Raw genomic sequence first — 19285 nt, forward strand, 5'->3', positions numbered from 1 at the left:
TGCTTTGGTCACACATAACAAGCTCCCGACCCGGGTGCCGTCAACAGGATGAGCATGGTTATTTTCCGGAATCCTTCCCGGAGAAGGCTTGAGAGTGGTCGATATAACCTGGTATTCCCCAGTACGCGAGGCCGAGGGCAGCAGAATAAGTCGTACACATATCGTCGTCAGGCGCGATCGATGTAAGCTGCGACATGACGTCGGACGGGTCGGGTGACCCGCGGCCGGCAACAGGAGACGAAGGAGGCGGGTCGTTGGACGACACCCCCGTGGTTGCGGCGACCGGCAGTTCCGCGTCTGTGCCGTCAGCGGAGCCGGACGCGGCGGCCTACCGCCCCGGCTACGAGCGGGTGGCCGAGGAGATCCTGCGGCTCATCGCCGAGTTGCAGCTCCAGCCGGGTGACCGGATGCCCACCGAGAACCAGCTGGCCTCGCGTCTGGGCACCAGCCGGACCGTGGTGCGTGAGGCGGTCAAGATCCTTTCGGCCATCGGGCGGATCCGCGCCCAGAAGGGCCGCGGCCTGTTCGTGGCGAACGACCAGGGCATGCTGGGCTCTTCGCTCTGGGGCAGCTTCTTCCTCCCCACCGACCTCGAACACGTCTACCGGCTGTTCGAGTTCCGCCGGGTGCAGGAGGCCGCCGCCAGCCGGCTGGCGGCGACCCGCGCGACACCGGCGGACCTGCGCGCGATCGAGAAGGCGGCCGAGACCTGCCGGGAAGGCCATCTGACCGGCCGGCACGAACTGTTCGACCGTGGCGACGACGACTTCCACCTCTGCGTCGCCCAGGCCTCGCAGAATCCGTTCCTGGTGGACGCGGTCCGCGAGGCCCGGCGGCTGCAACGCCAGTCCAGCACCATCGGGTTGCACGGCACGGTCGGCGGCCACGCCGAGGAGGCCGTGGCGGAACACGCGGCGATCTACCGTGCGATCAGGGACGGCGACCCCGAGGCGGCGGCGCTGGCGGCCACCGTCCACCTGGACCAGACGCTGGAGGACTACCGGCGCGAGATCCAGCGCCGCGTGTTCGGCTGAGCCGCGGCTCTCCGGCCGAACTCCTCGCCGGAGAACCGGTCCGCGAGTGCCGAAGAGCCGGCTCAAGAGTGCCGGAGAGCCGGCTCACGACCGCCGGAGTCCCGACGCCGCCTCAACCCCGGGAAGACCCGGAGCGAGGCGGCGTTCCCGTGTCTCAGCGGCGGGGCGGCCGCTGAGAGGGCACGGTGGCGGGGCTCACCCGAGGGTCCACTGCTGGTTGCTCTGGCCGTTGCAGGTCCACAGCTCGACCAGGGCGCCGTTGGCGGTGGAGGCCGCGGACACGTCCAGGCACAGCCCGGACTGGACGCCGGTGACGGTGCCGTTGGAGTTGAGCGTCCACTGCTGGTTGCTCTGGCCGTTGCAGGTCCACACGGCCACCTTGGTGCCCGGGGTGGTGCCCTGGCCGCTGGCGTCCAGGCACATCTGGCTGCCACCGGTGTAGACCGTCAACTGGCCGGACGAGGTGCGGGCGAAGGTCTGGTTGGCCGCGCCGGAGCAGTCCCAGATCTGCGTCTGTGTGCCCGGGGTGGTGGACGAGTTCGGGACGTCCAGGCACTTGCCCGCGCCCACCGCGTGCAGCGCCCCGCTGCCACTGCCGCCGCCGCTGCTGGTCACACCGGCCTGAGCGATGACCTGCTGGGCTCCGGACGGCCAGTTGGTGCCGCTGACCTGGACGTTTCCAGTCAGCACGTTGTTGTGCGGGGAGCCCGTGGAGACCTGCGTCGCACCTGAGTTGTACCAGTTGCCGGAGAAGGTGCTGTCGTTGGTGTTGTTCGACCCGCTGGCGTTGGTGAAGGCCCACACCCCGCTGTCCTGGACGACGTTGCTGCTGAGCGTCAGGTAGCGCGAACCCTCGTCGAGATAGAGGCCGACGGTGTGCTGGTTGTCGTAGATGTAGTTGTGGTCGATGCTGCCACCGGGGTTGGCCGACAGGTTGTAGATGCTGCCGCCGTCGTGGAAGACCTTCTTGGTGCCGTGGACGAGGTTGTAGCTGACGACCGTGTTCTTCAGGGTCGTCGCGGTGGTGTAGACGGGCTGGTAGTTGTAGAGGCCGCGGTTGCGGTAGTCCTGGCTGCCGCCCGGGTCGTTCGCCCCCCAGCCCCAGCCGACGTCGATGCCGTCGTAGGCGAGGTTCGAGACCTCGTTGTGGGTGATGACGGCGTGCGTGACGTAGGTGGACAGGATGCCGGCCATGTCCTTGTAGTCCTCGGCGACCCCGCTGATCCGGTTGCCCTGGATGGTGATGTCCTGGTCGGTCATCGCGGCGTTGGAGGGGTGGTGAGCGTCGGGCTGCACGCCGCCGACCACGATCGCCGAGCCGGAGTCGTCGGAGAAGGTGCTGCCCGTGACGGTCACGGAGGACGCGCCGAGCCCGACTCCCGAGGCGTGGGCGTTGGCGTCGTTGCCGATGCCGAGGCCCACCTGGCCCAGGTGCGCGAAGGTGTCACCGGTGAAAGTGATGCCGCGGGCCGCGGAGACCTGCACCGCCGCCGGCACCTGGCTCCAGCTGTTGCGGGCCGCTTCGAACAGCTGGCAGCCGGACTGGCAGGACGTCATGAAGTCGGAGGGCTGGGTGAAGGTGCGTCCCAGGAAGGCACCGCTCTGCTGGTCGGCGTAGCCGGTGGAGGTGCTGGGCTGCAGCCACGTGGTGTGCTGGAAGGAGATGCCGTTGACGGTGATGTCATGGGCGGGACTGCTGTAGCTTCCGCCGATCTGCAGCAGCGAGGTCAGCCGGGGCAGTTCGATGTCGTGGGATGTGGGCGACCATCCCGACGGCGCCTTGTAGTAGAGCTGTCCCGCCTGGGGGTCGAGGAACCACTGTCCGGCGGTCTTGAGGAAGGAGTAGGAGTTCTCCAGCTGCAGGCCGCCGCCGGCGAAGGGCTTCGCGAGGGTGTCGTAGCCCCAGTTGTTGTTGTTCCAGGCGGGCTGCTGCATCGTGACGGTGGTGCCGCTGATGCTCTGGACGGGGGCGTAGCGGTCGGTGAAGGAGTTCTGGCTCTCCAGTTCGATCCGGTTCTGCTGCGGCAGCGAGGCGAGGTAGTTCAGGGCCGGGTTGACGATGGTCATCCCGCTGCTGGTGATGTTCACGTCGCTGCGGGCGAGGGAGATCGCCGCCCGCGGTGCCAGGGCACCGTCCACGTACAGCTGCCGCGAGTCGGCTCCGCCGGGTACGGACGCGGAGTAGATGTTGTTCGACGCGTCCTTCACGGTCCAACCGGTCACCTGCTGTCCACCGGAGAGCACCGGGCTCTGGCCGGGGGCGGCCTGCCAGACCACCTGGTGGCCGTTGCTGCCCGAATCCGCGCTGCCGAGCACGAGCGGGGAGGACATGCGGTACGTGCCGCCGGCCAGCTGCACGACGATGTCGCCGCTCATGTTCCCGTCGATGGCCTCGACCGACGACTTGGCCTGGGTCACCGAGCAGGGGGCCGAGGCGGAACACGACGTACCACTGCCGGTGGGTGAGACGTACAGGGTCGTCATGGTGGCCGCGTGCGAGGTCACAGCGGGTGCGGCGACGACCGCCCCGACGGCGAGGGCCGCGACGAGAGCCGCTCTCGGTGGTCGGCCGCGATCCGGCCGGCTGTGGCGGAGGAAGGTCATGGTCTGCTCTCTTTCTGCGTCGTGGAGTGCGGGTCCGGGGGAGCGGCGCCCCGACCGGTCGGGGCGCCGCGTCGCGTCAGGGCGAACTGCTGCCGCACGGCGTGGCGGTGGGGTGCCCCGCCGTGCGGCCGGCTGCGGGCCCGATCAGCTCCAGCTCCATTTCTGGTTGGTTGCGCCGGTGCAGGACCACAGCTGCACGAGCGTGCCGTTGGCGGTGCCGTAGGCGCTGACGTCGAGGCAGAGCCCGGACTGGGCGCTGGTGATGGTGCCGTCGGAGTTGACGTTCCATTTCTGGTTGGTCCCGCCGTTGCAGTCCCAGATGATCGCCCGGGTGCCGTTCGCGGTGCCGTTCCCGTCCGCGTCCAGGCACTTGCCGCCGTAGACCCGCAGTTCCTTGGCGGTCGTGGCGGACCACTGCTGGTTGGCGCCGCTGTTGCAGTCCCACAGCTCGGTCTGGGTGCCGTTGGTCTGGCTGGAGTTGGGGACGTCGAGGCATCGGCCGGCCGCCACCGCGTGCAGCGCGCCGCTGGTGCCCGTGCCGCCGGTGGAGGTGCCGTATCCGGCTGTGGTGATGCTGGCCTGCACGGCGTTCTCGGTGGCGTCGCTGGGGAAGCCGGCGGTGATGGCGCCCTCGAAGAACTCGCCCTGCCCGGAGACGCTGTTGTCGCCGCCGGTGCCCAGGAGGATGGAGCTGTCGGTCTTCATCGGCGAGTAGCCGTTCGGCAGGCCGCCCGAATAGGTGGTGGTCAGGCTGCCGGTGGTGGCGTTTCCGTATTTGAGGGTGAAGTTGCTGGTGCCGTTGTTCTTCTCCCACGCGCTGACGAAGGGGTAGTGGACGCCCTGGTTGTTGGCGTCGTGGTTGGAGCCGGACCCGGTGTGGAACATGCCGTTCTCCAGGTCGGCCTCGACCCAGGGGCCGGTGCCGGTGCAACCGCCGAACCAGCAGGCGTTGCCCCAGTAGATGGAGTTCATGGTGGCGTTGCCGGTGTCGGTGTGGGTGTTCTCGCCGCTGCCGTAGTCGAAGCAGCACCACTGGTTGGTGTAGTTCGACGAGGTGACCATGTAGATGCCCTCGGGCTGGGCGCCGGTGGGGGCGCCGTTGGCGTGGTCGATGCGGTAGCCGGTGCCGGGGGTGACCTTGACGCCGAAGACCTGGTGGCCGGCCGCGGTCACGGGCAGGGCCGAGGCGTTGGCGCCGATGTCGGCGCCGTTGGCACCCGGTCCCTTCCAGTAGCCGCCCCAGGAGATCGGCATATCGTTGTGCTTGGCGCTCTGGTCGTAGATCTTGGTGATGGTGCACGAGGTGCCGGCGCAGAAGGACACCTGCGAGGCCCCGTCGGCGTATCCGCCCGCGGACAGCAGTCCGATGTCGCGGTAGGTGTGATCGGACGCCCGCTGCACCTGGTACAGCGGGCCGTTGTACGCCGCGAACAGCGCGCGGGTCGTGGAGTGAGCCGCGATACACGGCGTACCACCGGTGGCATAGAGGTCACACGGAAGTGACGAGGCGGCTGCCGCCGCGGGAGCGGCCTGGCGGGCGGCGGCCGGGCTCGCGGCGGGCCCGCTGGCGTCGGCCCGCCCTCCGAAGATGGCCGCGGCCACGGCCAGCGCGAGCACCAGCAGGAGCACCGCGGCAGGTCTGCCGCGGCGTAGCCCGGTGGGTGGGGGGGATGTGACGGACATGGTCTTCCTTTCGGGGAGAACGAGGCGCTGAGGTCGACGGCGGGCGTGCGGGGACGACGCCGCGCACGACGCGGAACACCCGCCAGTGGCAGGCCCGGACGGTGGGGAGACATCGGGTTCGCCGCCCGTGCGCCATGTAATAACACCTATGTGGAGGCAAGCCCGCGACGATGAATCAGTCTCTTGTGGGAGTCACGGCCTTGCTGCTGCGGGAGCGGTGCCGGGGCGCCGCCCCACCTCCGCCCGCGTCCCCGCTGCTGCTTCCGTATGCGGTGAAGTCTGGAGACGGGGCAGGTGGGCCGTTTGACCAGGCCAGTACGGTTCCTCTGATCACGGAACACTCCCGAGGGGGGATGTGAGCGCTCACAATCAGCGCGTGAGGGGTGCGGTGGTGCAGGAGTTCCACTGGGGCCGGACGGATGAGCGTCGAAATGAGACTGACACATTCTCGGGTGGAACCTCAAGAGGCGTGCGCCGTGTTCGTACGAGGTCCCGCGAGGTGCGCGGCGCCGCCCGCCCGTACTGGCTGGGGAGAGCCGTAACGGGCGGCGCCGCTGTGGGCGCCGACCCATGGGTCGGCGCCCACGCCCGGGTCAGGGGCTGGTGCAGGTGAGGGACGGTGTCGACGGTGTGCCGTTGGCGAGGAAGCCGAAGGTGGTCGACGCCGCGGGCTGGAGCGATCCGTTGTAGGCGGCGTTGACCACCGTCGCGGTGGAACCGCTGGTGCTCAGGGTGCCGTTCCATACCTGGGTGATGCTCTGCCCGCCGGCCAGGGTCCATCGGACCGTCCAGGCGCTGATCGCCGCGCTGCCCGCGGTGACCTTGACCTCCCCCTGGTAGCCGCCGGACCAGGAGTTCGTGGTGGTGTACGTCGCCGTGCACGCGCCACCTCCGGAGCCACCGGTGGTCGTGCCGCCGTTGGTGGTCCCGGTGGTCGTGCCGCCGTTGGTCGTTCCGGTGGTGGTACCGCCGTTCGTGGTCCCGGTGGTGGTGCCGCCGTTGGTCGTTCCGGTGGTGGTGCCGCCGTTGGTCGTCCCGCTGGTGGTGCCGCCGTTCGTCGTGCCGCCTGTCGCGGTGCCCGTGGCCGCGTTGAGGGCGTTCAGGACGGAGGTGTAGGCGGCCTTGGGGTTGCCGTTGTTGTCGAACAGCAGCGGGTTCTCGCCGGTGCGCCATGAGTCGCTGTCGCGGATGCCCCACACGGTGATGCCCGCGCAACGGGTGACGTGCACGCAGGCGTTGACGGTGCTGGCGTAGGCCGACGACGAGGCCTGGGCGATGTCGAGCTCGGTGAGCTGGACGTCGACGCCGAGTGCGGCGAAGTTGGTCAGCGTGGTCTGGAAGCTGGACGGGGGTCCGCCGGCGCCGAAGTGGCTCTGGAAGCCGACGCAGTCGATGGGCACGCTGCGGGCCTTGAAGTCCTTGACCATGTTGTAGACGCCCTGGGTCTTGGCGTCCGTCCAGTTCTCGATGTTGTAGTCGTTGTAGCAGAGCTTGGCGCTGGGATCGACCGAGCGGGCGGTGCGGAAGGCGTGCTCGATGAAGCCGTTGCCGAGCTTGTCCTGGAAGGGCGAGCTGCGGTGCTGGCCACTGCCGCCGTCGGCGAAGGCCTCGTTGACCACGTCCCAGGCGTAGATCTTGCCCTTGAAGTGGGTCATCTCCTGGGTGATGTGGTTGTCCATCGCGGACTGGAGGTCGGATGCGGACAGGCCCGACACCCAGCCGGGCAGCTGGTTGTGCCACACCAGGGTGTGGCCGCGCATCTTCTGTCCGTGGGCTGCCGCGTGGTTGACGATCTGGTCGCCGGGCCCGAAGTTGAAGTTGCCGCGAGACGGTTCGGTGGTGTCCCACTTCATCTCGTTCTCCGGGGTGATCATGTTGAATTCCCGGTCGAGGATCGTGGAGTACGTCGAGTCGCCGAGCCTGCCCGCGGCCACCGCGGTACCGAAGTAACGCCCCGACTGCGCGGCTGCGGCGCCCAGCGAACCCGCTGCCGCGGCGTGGGTGGCGAACGCCCCCATGCTCACGAAAGCCAGTGTCGCGCTGGCTGCTATTCCGGTGATCGTCGCCACCGTGTTTCTCCGGCGACCCTCCCTGATGAACCATGACATTGCGGAGTTTCTCCTTCGCGTGGGGGGTAGGCACCTGCCGACAGCAGATGCCCCTGCTACGGCCGGTAAGCCGGCCTCCAGGACGCGGACATGTCCCGCCGTTCCCGGGGATCCGTGCATGAGCGCTCACACGACCCAGGCGGACGAGCGGTCGGCGTCTCACACGGCGCGCAGAGGTGCGACGGCGCCGCGAAGTGCGGAGCCCGCTCGGCCGGGGCGGAAGAGTGACGTCCGCGCGTCAGCACACCGGCCGGCACGCTGCCGGACCGACCGTCACCGGCAAGCGGAGAACCGGTAGGCACCCGGGTGAGCGTTAACATTCATCTCGCCCCATTCGCTGGTGACACGCGGGCCTGGGATGTGCGCGATCGCGCCGAAACTTTCGAACGTTTCACGAACGTTTCGCGGCACTCTAGGTCAACGCCTGGGGAGCGTCAATGCGTTGTGCGTATCCCGTGCGAGTCGGCCGGGTCGTTCGGACGGAGGGTCAGAGGACCGCCCTCCCGGCCGAGGTGAGGCGCCGGTGGTGGTCGTCGGCCAGCAGCAGATAGCTGCTGGCGGTCCACGTGTAGGCGCGGTCGCGCAGCCCTTCGCCGGTGAGGGCGTCGAAGTTCTCGGCGAACCCGGATCTCTCGCACAGTCCCCGGAACCGGCGGCTGACCTCGTCGGCGAGGCCGGTGTGGCCGGCGCGGCGCAGACCGTCCTCGATGAGGACGGTGGACGGCGCCCAGATGGGGCCGCGCCAGTATCCGTCGGACTCGTAGTGCGGCGAGTCGGGGTGCTCGGTGGCCAGGCCGTAGGGGGTGAGGTGGGAGGCGATGCGGTCGGCGAGCCGGTCGCTCACCTCGCGTGGCAGCCGTTCCCCCAGCACAATCGGCATGAGGTCCAGCAGACTTCTGCTGGTGGACGCCTCCCCGGTGTGCGGTGAACGCGCCCGGAAGCGGCTCCCTGACCACAACTGCTCGAACAGCGCCGTCTGGACGGACTCGGCCGTGCGCAGATACCGCTCGGCCTCATCGGTGAGGCCCAGTTCCTTGCCCAGCTCGGCCAGCTCGGCCAGTTGGAGCACCAGGAAGCCGGCGAGGTCGGCGGTGACCAGGACGCGGTGGGCGTCGAAGGTGGTGGCGTTGTCCCACCCGCTGTCGTTGCCGTGCTGGTAGTGCGGAAGGGCCTGGTCCGGTGCGGTGCGTGCCACGAGCCAGAAGTCCGTCCAGTGCTTGAGGCGCCGGTAGGTCTCCCGCAGCCGGTCGGGTCCCGGCTGCCGCGGAAGGCGGTCGCGGAGCCTGCGCAGCGTCCAGCCGTGGACGGGCGGCTTGACGAAGTTGTAGAGCACCTCCGAATGGGTGACGGAGTCGGGCAGGGCGCCGGTCTCGTCCTGGTGGTCGAAGGGGAGGTGGAACTGGTCCCAGGCGAGGTCCGGCAGCCCCGGCGCCAGCGCGAGGGCATTGAAGCAGTGGTCCCAGCTCCATACCTTGTCCATCCAGTGCTTGGACATCAGCACGGCCGGACGGCGGAGGAATCCCGCCGGGCGGACGGTGGCCGACCACAGCACGTAGGCGGCCAGTTCGGCGGCCGGCGCCCGCTCGGCGGGCAGTGCGGCAACGGCGTCGGCGAAGTCGCGGAAGGACCGGTCGCCGCGGTGCACGAGAGCGGGGAAGCCGTCGCGTGCGGCATAGGGCGCGCGGGCGCTGTCGATCTCCTCGATCGCCGCCTCCCATCCGTCCGGACCGGACAGCGTGAGCCGGCGGGAGGCGCCGCCGAGGCCTTCCAGGCCCACGGACTCCGCCACCGCGCCCGCGAGGGGGGTGATCCGGTAGCGCCGCCCGGTCTCGTACGAAGTGAACTGGTACGAACCGTCGACGGGGTCGCGGTGGAAGTAGGTGCCGCTGAAGGACGTCAGGTCCGCGGCTGCGGGGACGACCATGAGGTCGAGGTCCTGCCCGCGCAACCGGACCGTGTCGGCGCTCTCGTAGGTGAGGTCGATCCGCCCGCCGTCGCCGCGCCAGGTCAGGACGGCCGGGGCGGCGTCCCAGCCGGTGCGCGCGCGGTCACCGGTGCCGGGGTGCAGCGGGACGAGGCGCAGGACGGGGTGCATGCCGTTCTGATGGGATACCAGGTGCAGGTCAGGGGCTTGGGTGTGCTGCGCGACGACCGGCGAGATGTCGAACCACGAACCGTGGTGGCTGAACGGGATCTCCTGGAGGCTGAAAGCGGGGCCGTGGGATGTGACGGTCATCGACGGGCACTCGATCCTTTGTCCGGGGTCTTCGACACGTGCCGGGACGGTGAAGCGGTCGACGCGGTGAATCGGGCCTTGCCCAGTTCTGTGCAGAGGCGGCGAATCGATTCGACTGCGAACGTAGGGCGTGCCCCGACGGCAGTCAAGACCACTGCGTGGCGTTGCGTAGGAACGACGTCCGGGTGCAGCCGTGAAGCGGCTCCAGGGCCACGGCGGCGACCTCGACCCGTACCCGGGTAATCGCTCGCGAACCGATTCGCGGCAGGTAGCATGACCTGGCGGGCACCAGGGGTGAGGAGTCGCATGAACATCGGGGAGATCGCGCATCGCGCCGGCGTGTCCCGCAGCACCGTGTCGTACGCGCTCAGCGGTAAGCGCCCCGTCTCCGCCGGCACCCGCAAGCGGATCCAGGACGTCATCGACGAGCTGGGCTACCGGCCCAACGCGACCGCCAGGGCGCTCAAGGAGGGCAGGACCCGGACGATCGGCCTGGTGATCCCGCCGGCCGGCAGCCGGCTCACCCACATGCAGCTGGAATTCGTCGGCAGCGTTGTCGACGCCGCGGCGCGGGTGGACCTGGACGTCCTCCTGTCACCTTCGGGCGGCGACCACGACCGGTCCTTCGAGCGGCTGGTCTCGGAAAGCCGCGTCGACGGGGTGATCCTGATGGAGATCCGCCTCCAGGACGCCCGTGTGGGCAGGCTGCACCGCGCGGGACTGCCCTACGTCGGGATCGGGCACACCGACGACGACTGGCAGATGTGCTGGATCGACATCGACTACGCCGGCCTGATCCGGCACTCCGTCCACCACCTGGCGGATCTGGGCCACCGGCACGTGGCGCTGGTCAGCCGCTCCCCGGAGCTCGTCACCGCGGGCTACGGTCCCGCGCGGCGGGCGCAGGAAGGCTTCACGGCGGCCATCCGGGAGCGCGGCATGGAAGGGGTCGAGGTCATGTGCGGTGACGACGCCCGCTCCGGACAGGAGTGCGTCGAGCGGCTCCTGCGGGACCGCGCCGGCCTGACCGGTATCACCACGATCAACGAGGCCGCCCTGCCGGGAATCCAACGGGCCCTGGCCGATGCCGGATTGGCCGTGCCGTCCGACTTCTCCGTGACCGGCGTCGCCGGGCGCCCGTGGGCCGAGGACTTCCGCCCGCCCCTCACCGCGGCCGACGTGCCCGCGCAGGACATGGGCGAGAAGGCCGTCTCCCTGCTGATCGAGCGCATCGCGGCTCCGCAGACGCCCCCTCGGCACATCCTGCTCTCCCCGCCGATCTCCCTGCGATCGAGCACCGGGGCCGCCCGGGCGGACCGGAGCGCACACGCGGCCGCGCAGGTGTGAGACGCCGTCGACGGCTTGAGCAACGGACCCTGACCCGCACGGACATGGCGGCGCGTCGGGCCGATCGCTCCGGTGGTGACTCCGGTTACGGGATCGCCACGGCCGGCTCGGCGTCGGTGTCCTGCTCCAAGTGCTCCCTGAGCCACTGCTCCGTCGTGCTCACGTGCACCAGCGCCGCCGCTTGGGCGAGCGCGGAATTCCCGCTGGCCAGAGCGGCGTAGATCGCCTGGTGTTCGGCGACGGTCCGGGCGCCGGCGTCGTCGTCGACGAGTCCGCGCCAGACCCGGGCCCGGACCGTCTTGCTGGAAATGCCCTCCAGCAGTGAGGCGAGAGTGCTGTTCCCGGCGGCCGCGATCACAGCTCGGTGGAATGCCGCGTCGTGGTGGTTGAGCAGTTCGACGTCATCCCGGGCACGGGTCATCGCGTCGAGGTGGGACTTGATGTCGGCAAGGTGCTCGTCGGACATCCGGCTCGCGGCCAGACCGGTGGCGATCGGCTCCAACAGCCGCCGCACCTCCGTCAGTTCCAGCAAGGTGTCACCGCGCAGCAACTCGACGGCCGAGCTGAGGCTCTCCAGAAGCAGCGCCGGGGACAGGCTCGTCACGTAAGTGCCGTCCCCGCGGCGGATCTCCAGCACCCGGGCGACGGCCAGTGCCTTGACTGCTTCGCGCGTCAGGTTCCGGGAAAGCCCCAGTTCCGCCGCCAGTTGCTGCTCGGGGGGCAGCTTGGCTCCCGGAAGGAGCTCACCCGACTGGATGAGCTCCCGGATACGCATGATGGCCTTGTCGGTCAAAGACATGTAACGGACCACTCTCCCCAATTCTCACCGGCAGCAGGTTATCAGGTTCATCCCATGTATGAGAAGGTCTCGCCCAATGGGCGGCCTTCCGGGAGGACGGATTTTCCGGCCTCACCAGCAGGTAGAACGGGCGGCTCGGCAGATTCGCTGTCGCGCCACCCGTCAAAGACGGAGGTGAACTCACCGAATTCATCCTATGTAAAGGATTCCGGTCCGCGCCCCTCGTTCATGCTGACCGCTTGGGGAAGCATCCGCCGGGAGGGGGTCGCACCGGTGCCCGGGTCGGCGGACGGGGGGGAGCCCGACGGCACGGCCGAGTCGACCCTGCCCGCTGTCCGCAGGGCAGCGACGACATGGGATGGATCACCCACCACTCGTTTCTCCGGTGAAGGTTGCGGTCCTGTGCGAGCAACCGAGCGCAACTTGCCCTGAACTGCGCTTTCCCAGCACATGGCGCGCGTAGACTTTCCGGTCCGCCCTTCGCGTTCATGTCTTGACGCGTGTCCCGGGCATTGACAGCGGGCCGAAGCGCATGCGATCTCTAGAGCAACATGGGATGTCGCGCCATTCCCCACGCCCACCCATGTCACCTCCCCCCACCTCATATCGGAGTTCAACCCATGACCTCACCTGGGTCCATGCGACATCCGATGCCTGCGCCCGGCGGCACGCCAACGGGCAGGCCGGATGCGGTGTTTCGAAGCGGCCGGCCACTGCGGACGGTGCTGGCCGCTCTGCTGGCCGTCGCCGGGCTGATCGCGGCCGTCCTCACCCTTGAGACGGCAGCGGCAGCCGACAACCCCTACCAGCGCGGGCCGGCCCCCACCCTGGCGAGCGTGGCCGCCTCCCGGGGGCCGTTCGCCACGGCGTCGGTGAGCGTGGCTCCCGGCAACGGCTTCAACGGCGGGACCATCTACTACCCGACCGACAGCAGCCAGGGCACGTGGGGCGCGGTGGCGATCGTGCCCGGCTACACCGCGGCGTTCGCCGACGAGGAAGCCTGGATGGGCCCGTGGCTGTCGTCGTTCGGGTTCGTCGTCATCGGCCTGGAAACCAACAGTCGCACGGACTACGACGTCGCCCGGGGAACGCAGCTCCTGGCCGCGCTCGACTACCTCGTCCAGCAGAGCCCGGTCCGTGGCCTCGTGGATCCGGACCGCCTGTCGGTCATCGGCCACTCCATGGGCGGCGGCGGTGTCGTCAGCGCGTCGGAGCGTCGCCCCGGCCTCAAGGCCGCGGTCGCCCTCGCGCCGTTCTCTCCGTCGCAGAACATGTCCACCGACCGCGTGCCGACCATGGTCATCGGCGGGCAGAACGACACCGTGGTCACCCCCTCGTACCTCGACGGCCTGTACCCGACGCTGCCGGCGTCCACGCAGAGCGACTTCGTGCAGATCGCCGGGGCCGACCACGTCTACTACACGCACCCCAACAGCACCGAGATGCGACTGCTGATCCCCTGGCTCAAGATGTTCGTCGACAACGACAGCCGGTACACCCAGTTCCTGTGCCCGAGCCTGGCGGACTCCAGCGGCATCTCGATCTACCGGAGCAAGTGCCCGTACGTGCTGCCGGGCGGCGGCACCACGCCGCCGACCAGCACACCCCCGACGTCCCCGACCACGCCTCCGGCCGCCGCGTGCTCGGCGACCTACGCCACGGTCAACGCCTGGTCCGGCGGCTACCAGGGCCAGGTCACGGTGACCGCCGGCGGCGCGGCCCTCACCGGCTGGTCCGTCCGATGGACCCTGGGCAGCGGGCAGGCAATCACCCAGGTGTGGAACGGCACCCTCACCACCAGCGGCGCCACCGCCACGGTGCGGAACGCCGACTACAACGGAACCCTCCAGCCGTCGGCTTCGACGACCTTCGGGTTCCTCGCCAACGGCACACCGTCGGCGCCCTCGCTGACCTGCACCAGCCCCTGAGGGCCGGACCACAGCGCCCCAATCAGCGGGCCTGTGGTTCCGGGCGCGAATGTTAGCGCTATCAATCCTGTTGACCCCCACAAGGAGAATGATCGTGTCCCTTTCGGTGACGGCTTCGTTCCGCCAACAGTTCAGAAGGTGGTTGCTGGCCGCCGGCGCGGTTGTCGCGCTGGTCGCCGGTGTCCTGGTCGGCGGTACGCACACCTCGCAGGCGGCCGGCTCGCTGCCCTGTGACATCTACGCGTCGGGTGGCACGCCGTGTGTGGCGGCGCACAGCACGACGCGCGCGCTGTACTCCTCGTACAGCGGGCCGCTTTACCAGGTGCGGCGCTCCTCGGACAACACCACCCGGGACGTCGGCCTGCTCAGCCCGGGCGGGTATGCCGACGCGTCCGCGCAGGACTCCTTCTGCTCCGGCACGAGCTGCGTGATCACGGTCATCTACGACCAGTCCGGGCGGAGCAACAACCTGACCCAGGCGCCCGCCGGCAGCGCGGCCGGCGGCCCGGACAACCTCGCCAACGCCACCGCGGCGCCGACGACGGTCGGCGGCCACAAGGCCTACGGCGTCTTCGTCGCCCCCGGCACCGGCTACCGCAACAACCACACCAACGGCATCGCCACCGGCGACAACCCCGAGGGCATGTACGCCATCTTCGACGGCACCCACTACAACGGCGGCTGCTGCTTCGACTACGGCAACGCCGAGACCAACAACAACGACGACGGCAACGGCACGATGGAAGCCATCTACTTCGGCAACATCAAGGTCTGGGGCTACGGCTCCGGCAACGGCCCCTGGATCATGGCCGACCTGGAGAACGGCCTCTTCTCCGGCGTCAACCAGCACCTCAACTCCAACGACCCGACGATCAACTACCGCTACACCACCGCCATCATCAAGGGCGGCCCCAACCACTGGGCCATCCGCGGCGGCAACGCGCAGTCCGGCGGCCTGTCCACCTTCTACGACGGCGTACGCCCCAACGTGTCGGGCTACAACCCGATGAAGAAGCAGGGCGCGATCATCCTCGGCACCGGCGGCGACAACAGCAAGGGCGCCCAGGGCACGTTCTACGAGGGCGTCATGACCTCCGGCTACCCCTCCGACGCCACCGAGAACGCCGTCCAGACCAACATCAACTCCGTCGCCTACGGATCCGGTGGTGGTGGTACGGGTACGACGGGTGCGTTGCACGCGGTGGGTGCGGGCAAGTGCCTCGATGTGCCGAACTCGTCGACGACGGCGGGTACGCAGGTGCAGATCTGGGACTGCAGTGGTCAGGCGAACCAGACCTGGACGCGCACGTCCTCGGGTCAGCTGACGGTCTACTCCGGTGGCAGCCAGCTGTGCCTGGACGTCTACGGCAACCAGACCGCACCGGGTACCAAGGTCGAGACGTGGCAGTGCAACGGCGGTGCGAACCAGCAGTGGAGCGTCAACTCCAACGGCACCGTCACGGCGACCCAGTCCGGGCTGTGCCTGGACGTCACCGGCGCCTCTACGGCCAACGGCGCCCTGGCCGAGCTGTGGACCTGCAACGGCCGGTCCAACCAGCAGTGGAACCTCAGCTGACCTGATCGGCCCGAGCCCGTGGCCGGCCCGACGCCGGCCACGGGCAGTCCCCGAACCGGAGCGTGAAACGATGACAAGATCCCTGCCCGCACTCCTGATGGCACTGGCCACCGCCGTACTGGCCGCGGCGGCCGGTGGGGCCGCGGCCGCCGCGGCCCCGGCGGCCGCCACGACGCCGCTGCGCGTGATGCCACTGGGCGACTCGATCACCTGGGGTGTCGGAAGCAGCAACGGCAACGGCTACCGGGGCCCGCTGTACAACGAGCTGACGGCCGACGGGCACCCGTCGGACTTCGTCGGCACCCTGCGGGGCGGCACGATGTCCGACCCGGACAACGAGGGGCACTCCGGATACCGCATCGACCAGATCGCCGCCCTGGCGGACGCCTCGCTGGCCCGCTACCGGCCCAACGTCGTGACGCTGGAGATCGGTACCAACGACCTCAACGGCAACTACCAGGTCTCCACGGCCACCGCCCGCCTGAAGTCGCTGGTCGACCAGATCACCGCCGACGTACCCGACGCCACCGTGCTGCTGGCGTCGCTGATCGTGTCCACCAGCTCGGGCGAGGAGCAGCACCGGGCCGCCTTCAACCAGGCCGTTCCCGGCATCGTGCAGAGCGAGCAGGCGGCCGGCAAGCACGTCGGCTTTGTGGACATGAGCGCGCTGACCAGCGCCGACCTGTCCGACTCCCTGCACCCCAACGACGGGGGCTACCAGAAGATGGCCGACGCCTTCCACCGGGGCGTCCAGGCCGCGGACAGCGCCGGCTGGCTGCACGCCCCGGTGTCCACGGGCGGCCCGGTGCTGTCCGGGATCGCCGGCAAGTGCCTCGACGTCAACGGCGGCAGCAGCGCCGACGGCACCCACGTACAGATATGGAGCTGCGACAACGCCCCCGCCCAGGCCTGGTCCGCCTACCCCGACGGCACCCTGCGCGCCGTGGGCAAGTGCCTGGACGTCACCGGCAAGGGGACCGCCAACGGCACCAAGGTGGAGATCTGGACCTGCAACGGCGGCGCCAACCAGGTCTGGCAGGCCTACAACGGCGGGCTGCGCAATCCCGTCTCCGGGCGCTGCCTCGACGACCCGGCCTCGTCGACGGCCGACGGCACGCAGCTCCAGATATGGGACTGCAACGGCAACGCCAACCAGAAGTGGAGCCTGCCCACGACCTGACCACGACCTGAGCACGACCTGAGCACGAGCTGACCATGACGTGACCGCCACCTGACCGCCCACGGGACCGCACCGCCGCACCCTCCCGGAACACCGGCGTCTACGCTGACCCGAGCTCCACCGTAAGACCGGCAAGCCCGGGCACTGTGAAGGGACCACGCCCCGTGCGGACATATGACAACCCTGTGATCGCAGGATTCCACCCCGATCCGAGCGTGTGCAGGGTCGGTGACGACTACTACCTGGTGTGCTCCAGCTTCGAGTACTTCCCCGGCCTGCCGCTCTTCCACAGCAAGGACCTGGTGCACTGGCGGCAGATCGGCAACGTGCTCGACCGCCCCGGGCAGCTGCCGCTCCCGCTGCCCGGCACCATGGCCTCCCGGGGCCTCTACGCCCCCACGATCCGCCATCACGACGGCCGCTTCTGGGTGATCAACACCAACGTCAGCGGCGGCGGCCACTTCATCGTCACCGCCGACCGGCCCGAAGGCCCCTGGTCGGACCCGGTGTGGATCGACCTCCCCGGCATCGACCCGGACCTGGCGTGGGAGGAGGACGGCACCTGCTGGTGCGCCTTCACCGTCCCCGGCGTCCACCTCGCCCGGATCGACCCGGTCAAGGGCGAGGTGCTGGAAGGACCCTTCCCCACCTGGTCGGGCACCGGCCTGAAGTACCCCGAGGCCCCGCACCTCTACCGCGTCGGCGACTGGTGGTACCTGCTGATCGCCGAGGGCGGCACCGAGCGCGGCCACGCCGTGTCCCTCGCCCGCGCCCGCTCGCCGCGCGGTCCCTGGGAAGGCGCCCCCGCCAACCCGCTGCTGTCCCACAGCGCCACCGACCGGCCCATCCAGAGCACCGGCCACGCCGACCTGGTCACGGCGCCCGACGGAAGCTGGTGGATGGTGCTGCTCGGCACCCGGCCTCGCGGCTACACCCCCAACTTCCAGGTGCTCGGCCGCGAGACCTTCCTCGCCCCGATGGACTGGGACGGCACCGGCTGGCCCGTCGTGGCACCCGTGCCCGAGCGCCACCCCGCGCCCGCCGGCGCCTGGCACCCCTTCCCGGCCCTGCCCGCCCGCGACGACTTCGACGCGCCCGCACTCGCACCGCACTGGATCTCGCCCTACGCCCGGCCCGACGGCTCCTGGTCGCTGGACGAGCGCGCGGGCTGGCTGACCCTCACCGCCACCGGCCCCACGCTCGACCGCCCCGGCCACACCTTCGTCGGCCGCCGTCAGCAGCACCACGACTGCCGCGCCACAGTCCTGCTCGACCCGGGCACCGGGCGCGGCGGCCTGAGCGTGCGCATGGACGAGGCCCACCACTACGACCTGGAGGTCGGTGGGGGAGAGGCCGGTGTCGTCGCGCGTATCGGCCCGCTGCGTCAGACGGTGGCCCGCCGCCCCGTGCCACCCGGCCCGCTCACCCTCACCGTGACGGTCCGCACCACCGACATGGTGTCGCCGTCCCCCGAATTCGCCGGTATCGAGCCCACCGGGCCCGACACCCTCGCCTTCTGGCTCGGCGACCCCGACGCCCCCGGCGCGGAGCCGCTCGCCGAACTCGAGGGGCGCTACCTGTCCACCGAAGTCGCCACCGGCTTCACCGGCCGCGTCATCGGCATGTACACCACCGAGGGCGCCGTCGCCTTCGACTGGTTCGACTACGAGCCGGCCCCCTCCGCCTGACGGCCCGTACCGCCCGTGCCGGCGCGGCCCCGACGGTCGAAGGGGCGGTGCCGGCCTAGGCGGTGGCTGCGGCGGTGTCGGCGGTCGTGCCGGCGGCCGGAGCGGTCTGGGTGGCCGAGTAGTAGACGGAGCGGCCCTGCTTGGAGCGGAGGCTCTGTCCCTTGGCGACCAGGGCTTCGAGAGTGTTGCGCACCACGGTCGTCTGGATCTTCCGGTCGGGGTGGGCGCCGGCGAGTGCGGTGGTGACCTCCGCGGCCGAGCGGGGCTCGCTGTGCCCGGTGAGGTCGGCGACGACCAGTTCCACCAAGGTGGGCGCCTGCGAAGAGGTGTTCGTGCCGGTACGGGGAGCGGACGCGGTCTTCGTCTTGGCGGCCGACTGCTTGGCCGCGGCCTGCTTGGCGGTGGCCTGCTTGGGCGTACGGGGGGCGGCCGCGGGCTTGCGGGGCCTGGGCACGGCGGCCGTGGGCAGGTCCGCGGGCGCGGCCGCCGGTTCGGCTTCCTGCGCGGGGGAGGACGACGCGGCGACCAGGGCCTGCTGCACCCCGAGGAGCAGGGTGTGGTCCTGTTCGAGGGTCGCCAACTGCTCCTGCAGGGCTGCCAGGTCGGTGGAGAGGCGCTGCTTCTCCTTGGCCGTGCGCTCCAAGTCGGCTTCGATCTGGGCGAGGTACTGGGACTTCAGGGTGGCGTTGTCCGCCATGGCAGTTCAGCTCACTTTCCTGTGCGTGTGGGGATGACACCGGTCGGCGTTCGCCGCCGGCGCGGAAGACATGTCGCACCGGCGGAGGCACTGCGTGCACCGACCGAACCCTAAGAGTAGGCCGACAGCAGCAGTGCCTCGGCCCGTACTCACCCTGAGAGACCCCAAAGAGGAGGAACCCCAGCCGATTCAGGGCTGGGGTTCCTCGATGTGATGCGTACCGTTCAGTGGGTCGGGTTGACCACACCGTGGCTGACCCGGCTACGCGCCGGCGGACCTCACCCGGTCGCGGTCAACCGGATCCGGCAGGTCAGTGTTGGAGGGTGAGGACTCCGGGTCGCCAGGGGAGTTGGTCGTAGGGGCCGTTTGCTGAGGGGGATTTGCCTTGGTAGAGGAGTTGGAGGT

The 19285-nt window shown here is 69.8% G+C and carries 12 protein-coding genes; 6 read left to right on the plus strand and 6 right to left on the minus strand.

The genetic code is table 11. From position 1 onward, the window contains the following. Positions 1 to 254 precede the first annotated feature (254 nt). A complete protein-coding gene (locus BUE44_RS22355) occupies positions 255 to 1034 on the plus strand; it encodes a FadR/GntR family transcriptional regulator (protein ID WP_407640042.1) in 780 nt (259 codons plus the stop codon). 195 nt (positions 1035 to 1229) lie between these two features. Here BUE44_RS22355 and BUE44_RS22360 read toward each other — a convergent pair whose 3' ends face one another. The 4 genes from BUE44_RS22360 to BUE44_RS22380 all read right to left on the minus strand — a co-directional run bounded on the left by BUE44_RS22360 (position 1230) and on the right by BUE44_RS22380 (position 9665). After that, a complete protein-coding gene (locus BUE44_RS22360; protein ID WP_073500759.1) occupies positions 1230 to 3638 on the minus strand; it encodes a ricin-type beta-trefoil lectin domain protein in 2409 nt (802 codons plus the stop codon). A gap of 144 nt (positions 3639 to 3782) precedes the next feature. Beyond that, positions 3783 to 5321 carry an arabinofuranosidase catalytic domain-containing protein gene (locus BUE44_RS22365; protein WP_073500760.1) on the minus strand — a complete coding sequence of 513 codons (1539 nt, stop codon included), beginning with the start codon at positions 5319 to 5321 and terminating at the stop codon, positions 3783 to 3785. A gap of 593 nt (positions 5322 to 5914) precedes the next feature. After that, positions 5915 to 7339 carry an endo-1,4-beta-xylanase gene (locus tag BUE44_RS22375; RefSeq protein ID WP_265737168.1) on the minus strand — a complete coding sequence of 475 codons (1425 nt, stop codon included), beginning with the start codon at positions 7337 to 7339 and terminating at the stop codon, positions 5915 to 5917. A gap of 577 nt (positions 7340 to 7916) precedes the next feature. Then, positions 7917 to 9665 carry an amylo-alpha-1,6-glucosidase gene (locus BUE44_RS22380; protein ID WP_073500761.1) on the minus strand — a complete coding sequence of 583 codons (1749 nt, stop codon included), beginning with the start codon at positions 9663 to 9665 and terminating at the stop codon, positions 7917 to 7919. Between the two features lie 306 nt (positions 9666 to 9971). Here BUE44_RS22380 and BUE44_RS22385 point away from each other — a divergent pair, with 306 nt between their 5' ends. After that, positions 9972 to 11012 (plus strand): LacI family DNA-binding transcriptional regulator, encoded by a 1041-nt coding sequence (locus BUE44_RS22385; protein ID WP_073500762.1) that lies wholly within the window; start codon positions 9972 to 9974, stop codon positions 11010 to 11012. 85 nt (positions 11013 to 11097) lie between these two features. Here BUE44_RS22385 and BUE44_RS22390 read toward each other — a convergent pair whose 3' ends face one another. Further along, the gene (locus BUE44_RS22390) at positions 11098 to 11811 is read right to left on the minus strand and encodes a FadR/GntR family transcriptional regulator (RefSeq protein ID WP_073500763.1); all 714 of its coding nucleotides are present in this window, start codon (positions 11809 to 11811) and stop codon (positions 11098 to 11100) included. A gap of 722 nt (positions 11812 to 12533) precedes the next feature. Here BUE44_RS22390 and BUE44_RS22395 point away from each other — a divergent pair. The 4 genes from BUE44_RS22395 (at position 12534) to BUE44_RS22410 (ending at position 18183) form a co-directional block, all read left to right on the plus strand. Further along, positions 12534 to 13739, plus strand: a complete 1206-nt coding sequence (locus BUE44_RS22395) for a poly(ethylene terephthalate) hydrolase family protein (RefSeq protein ID WP_200804487.1) — start codon at positions 12534 to 12536, stop codon at positions 13737 to 13739. A 94-nt stretch (positions 13740 to 13833) separates the two neighbouring features. Beyond that, complete coding sequence (locus BUE44_RS22400) at positions 13834 to 15315, plus strand: arabinofuranosidase catalytic domain-containing protein (RefSeq protein WP_407640043.1); 1482 nt, start codon at positions 13834 to 13836, stop codon at positions 15313 to 15315. Between the two features lie 70 nt (positions 15316 to 15385). Next, positions 15386 to 16495 (plus strand): SGNH/GDSL hydrolase family protein, encoded by a 1110-nt coding sequence (locus BUE44_RS22405; protein ID WP_073500765.1) that lies wholly within the window; start codon positions 15386 to 15388, stop codon positions 16493 to 16495. A gap of 164 nt (positions 16496 to 16659) precedes the next feature. Further along, positions 16660 to 18183 (plus strand): glycoside hydrolase family 43 protein, encoded by a 1524-nt coding sequence (locus BUE44_RS22410; protein WP_073500766.1) that lies wholly within the window; start codon positions 16660 to 16662, stop codon positions 18181 to 18183. Positions 18184 to 18238: 55 nt separating this feature from the next. Here the strand turns inward: BUE44_RS22410 and BUE44_RS22415 are convergent, their stop codons facing one another. Continuing rightward, positions 18239 to 18880 (minus strand): hypothetical protein, encoded by a 642-nt coding sequence (locus BUE44_RS22415; RefSeq protein WP_073500767.1) that lies wholly within the window; start codon positions 18878 to 18880, stop codon positions 18239 to 18241. Positions 18881 to 19285: the final 405 nt, after the last annotated feature.

Origin of the sequence: Actinacidiphila paucisporea, assembly GCF_900142575.1 — a bacterium.
Classification (GTDB): Bacteria; Actinomycetota; Actinomycetes; order Streptomycetales; family Streptomycetaceae; genus Actinacidiphila; species Actinacidiphila paucisporea.

Excerpts from the sequence above, each read along its gene's own strand:
- BUE44_RS22360 (WP_073500759.1), bottom strand. The coding sequence starts at position 3,638 with ATGACCTTCCTCCGCCACAGCCGGCCGGATCGCGGCCGACCACCGAGA.
- BUE44_RS22365 (WP_073500760.1), bottom strand. The coding sequence starts at position 5,321 with ATGTCCGTCACATCCCCCCCACCCACCGGGCTACGCCGCGGCAGACCT.
- BUE44_RS22375 (WP_265737168.1), bottom strand. The coding sequence starts at position 7,339 with ATGGGGGCGTTCGCCACCCACGCCGCGGCAGCGGGTTCGCTGGGCGCC.
- BUE44_RS22380 (WP_073500761.1), bottom strand. The coding sequence starts at position 9,665 with ATGACCGTCACATCCCACGGCCCCGCTTTCAGCCTCCAGGAGATCCCG.
- BUE44_RS22385 (WP_073500762.1), top strand. The coding sequence starts at position 9,972 with ATGAACATCGGGGAGATCGCGCATCGCGCCGGCGTGTCCCGCAGCACC.
- BUE44_RS22390 (WP_073500763.1), bottom strand. The coding sequence starts at position 11,811 with ATGTCTTTGACCGACAAGGCCATCATGCGTATCCGGGAGCTCATCCAG.
- BUE44_RS22405 (WP_073500765.1), top strand. The coding sequence starts at position 15,386 with ATGACAAGATCCCTGCCCGCACTCCTGATGGCACTGGCCACCGCCGTA.
- BUE44_RS22415 (WP_073500767.1), bottom strand. The coding sequence starts at position 18,880 with ATGGCGGACAACGCCACCCTGAAGTCCCAGTACCTCGCCCAGATCGAA.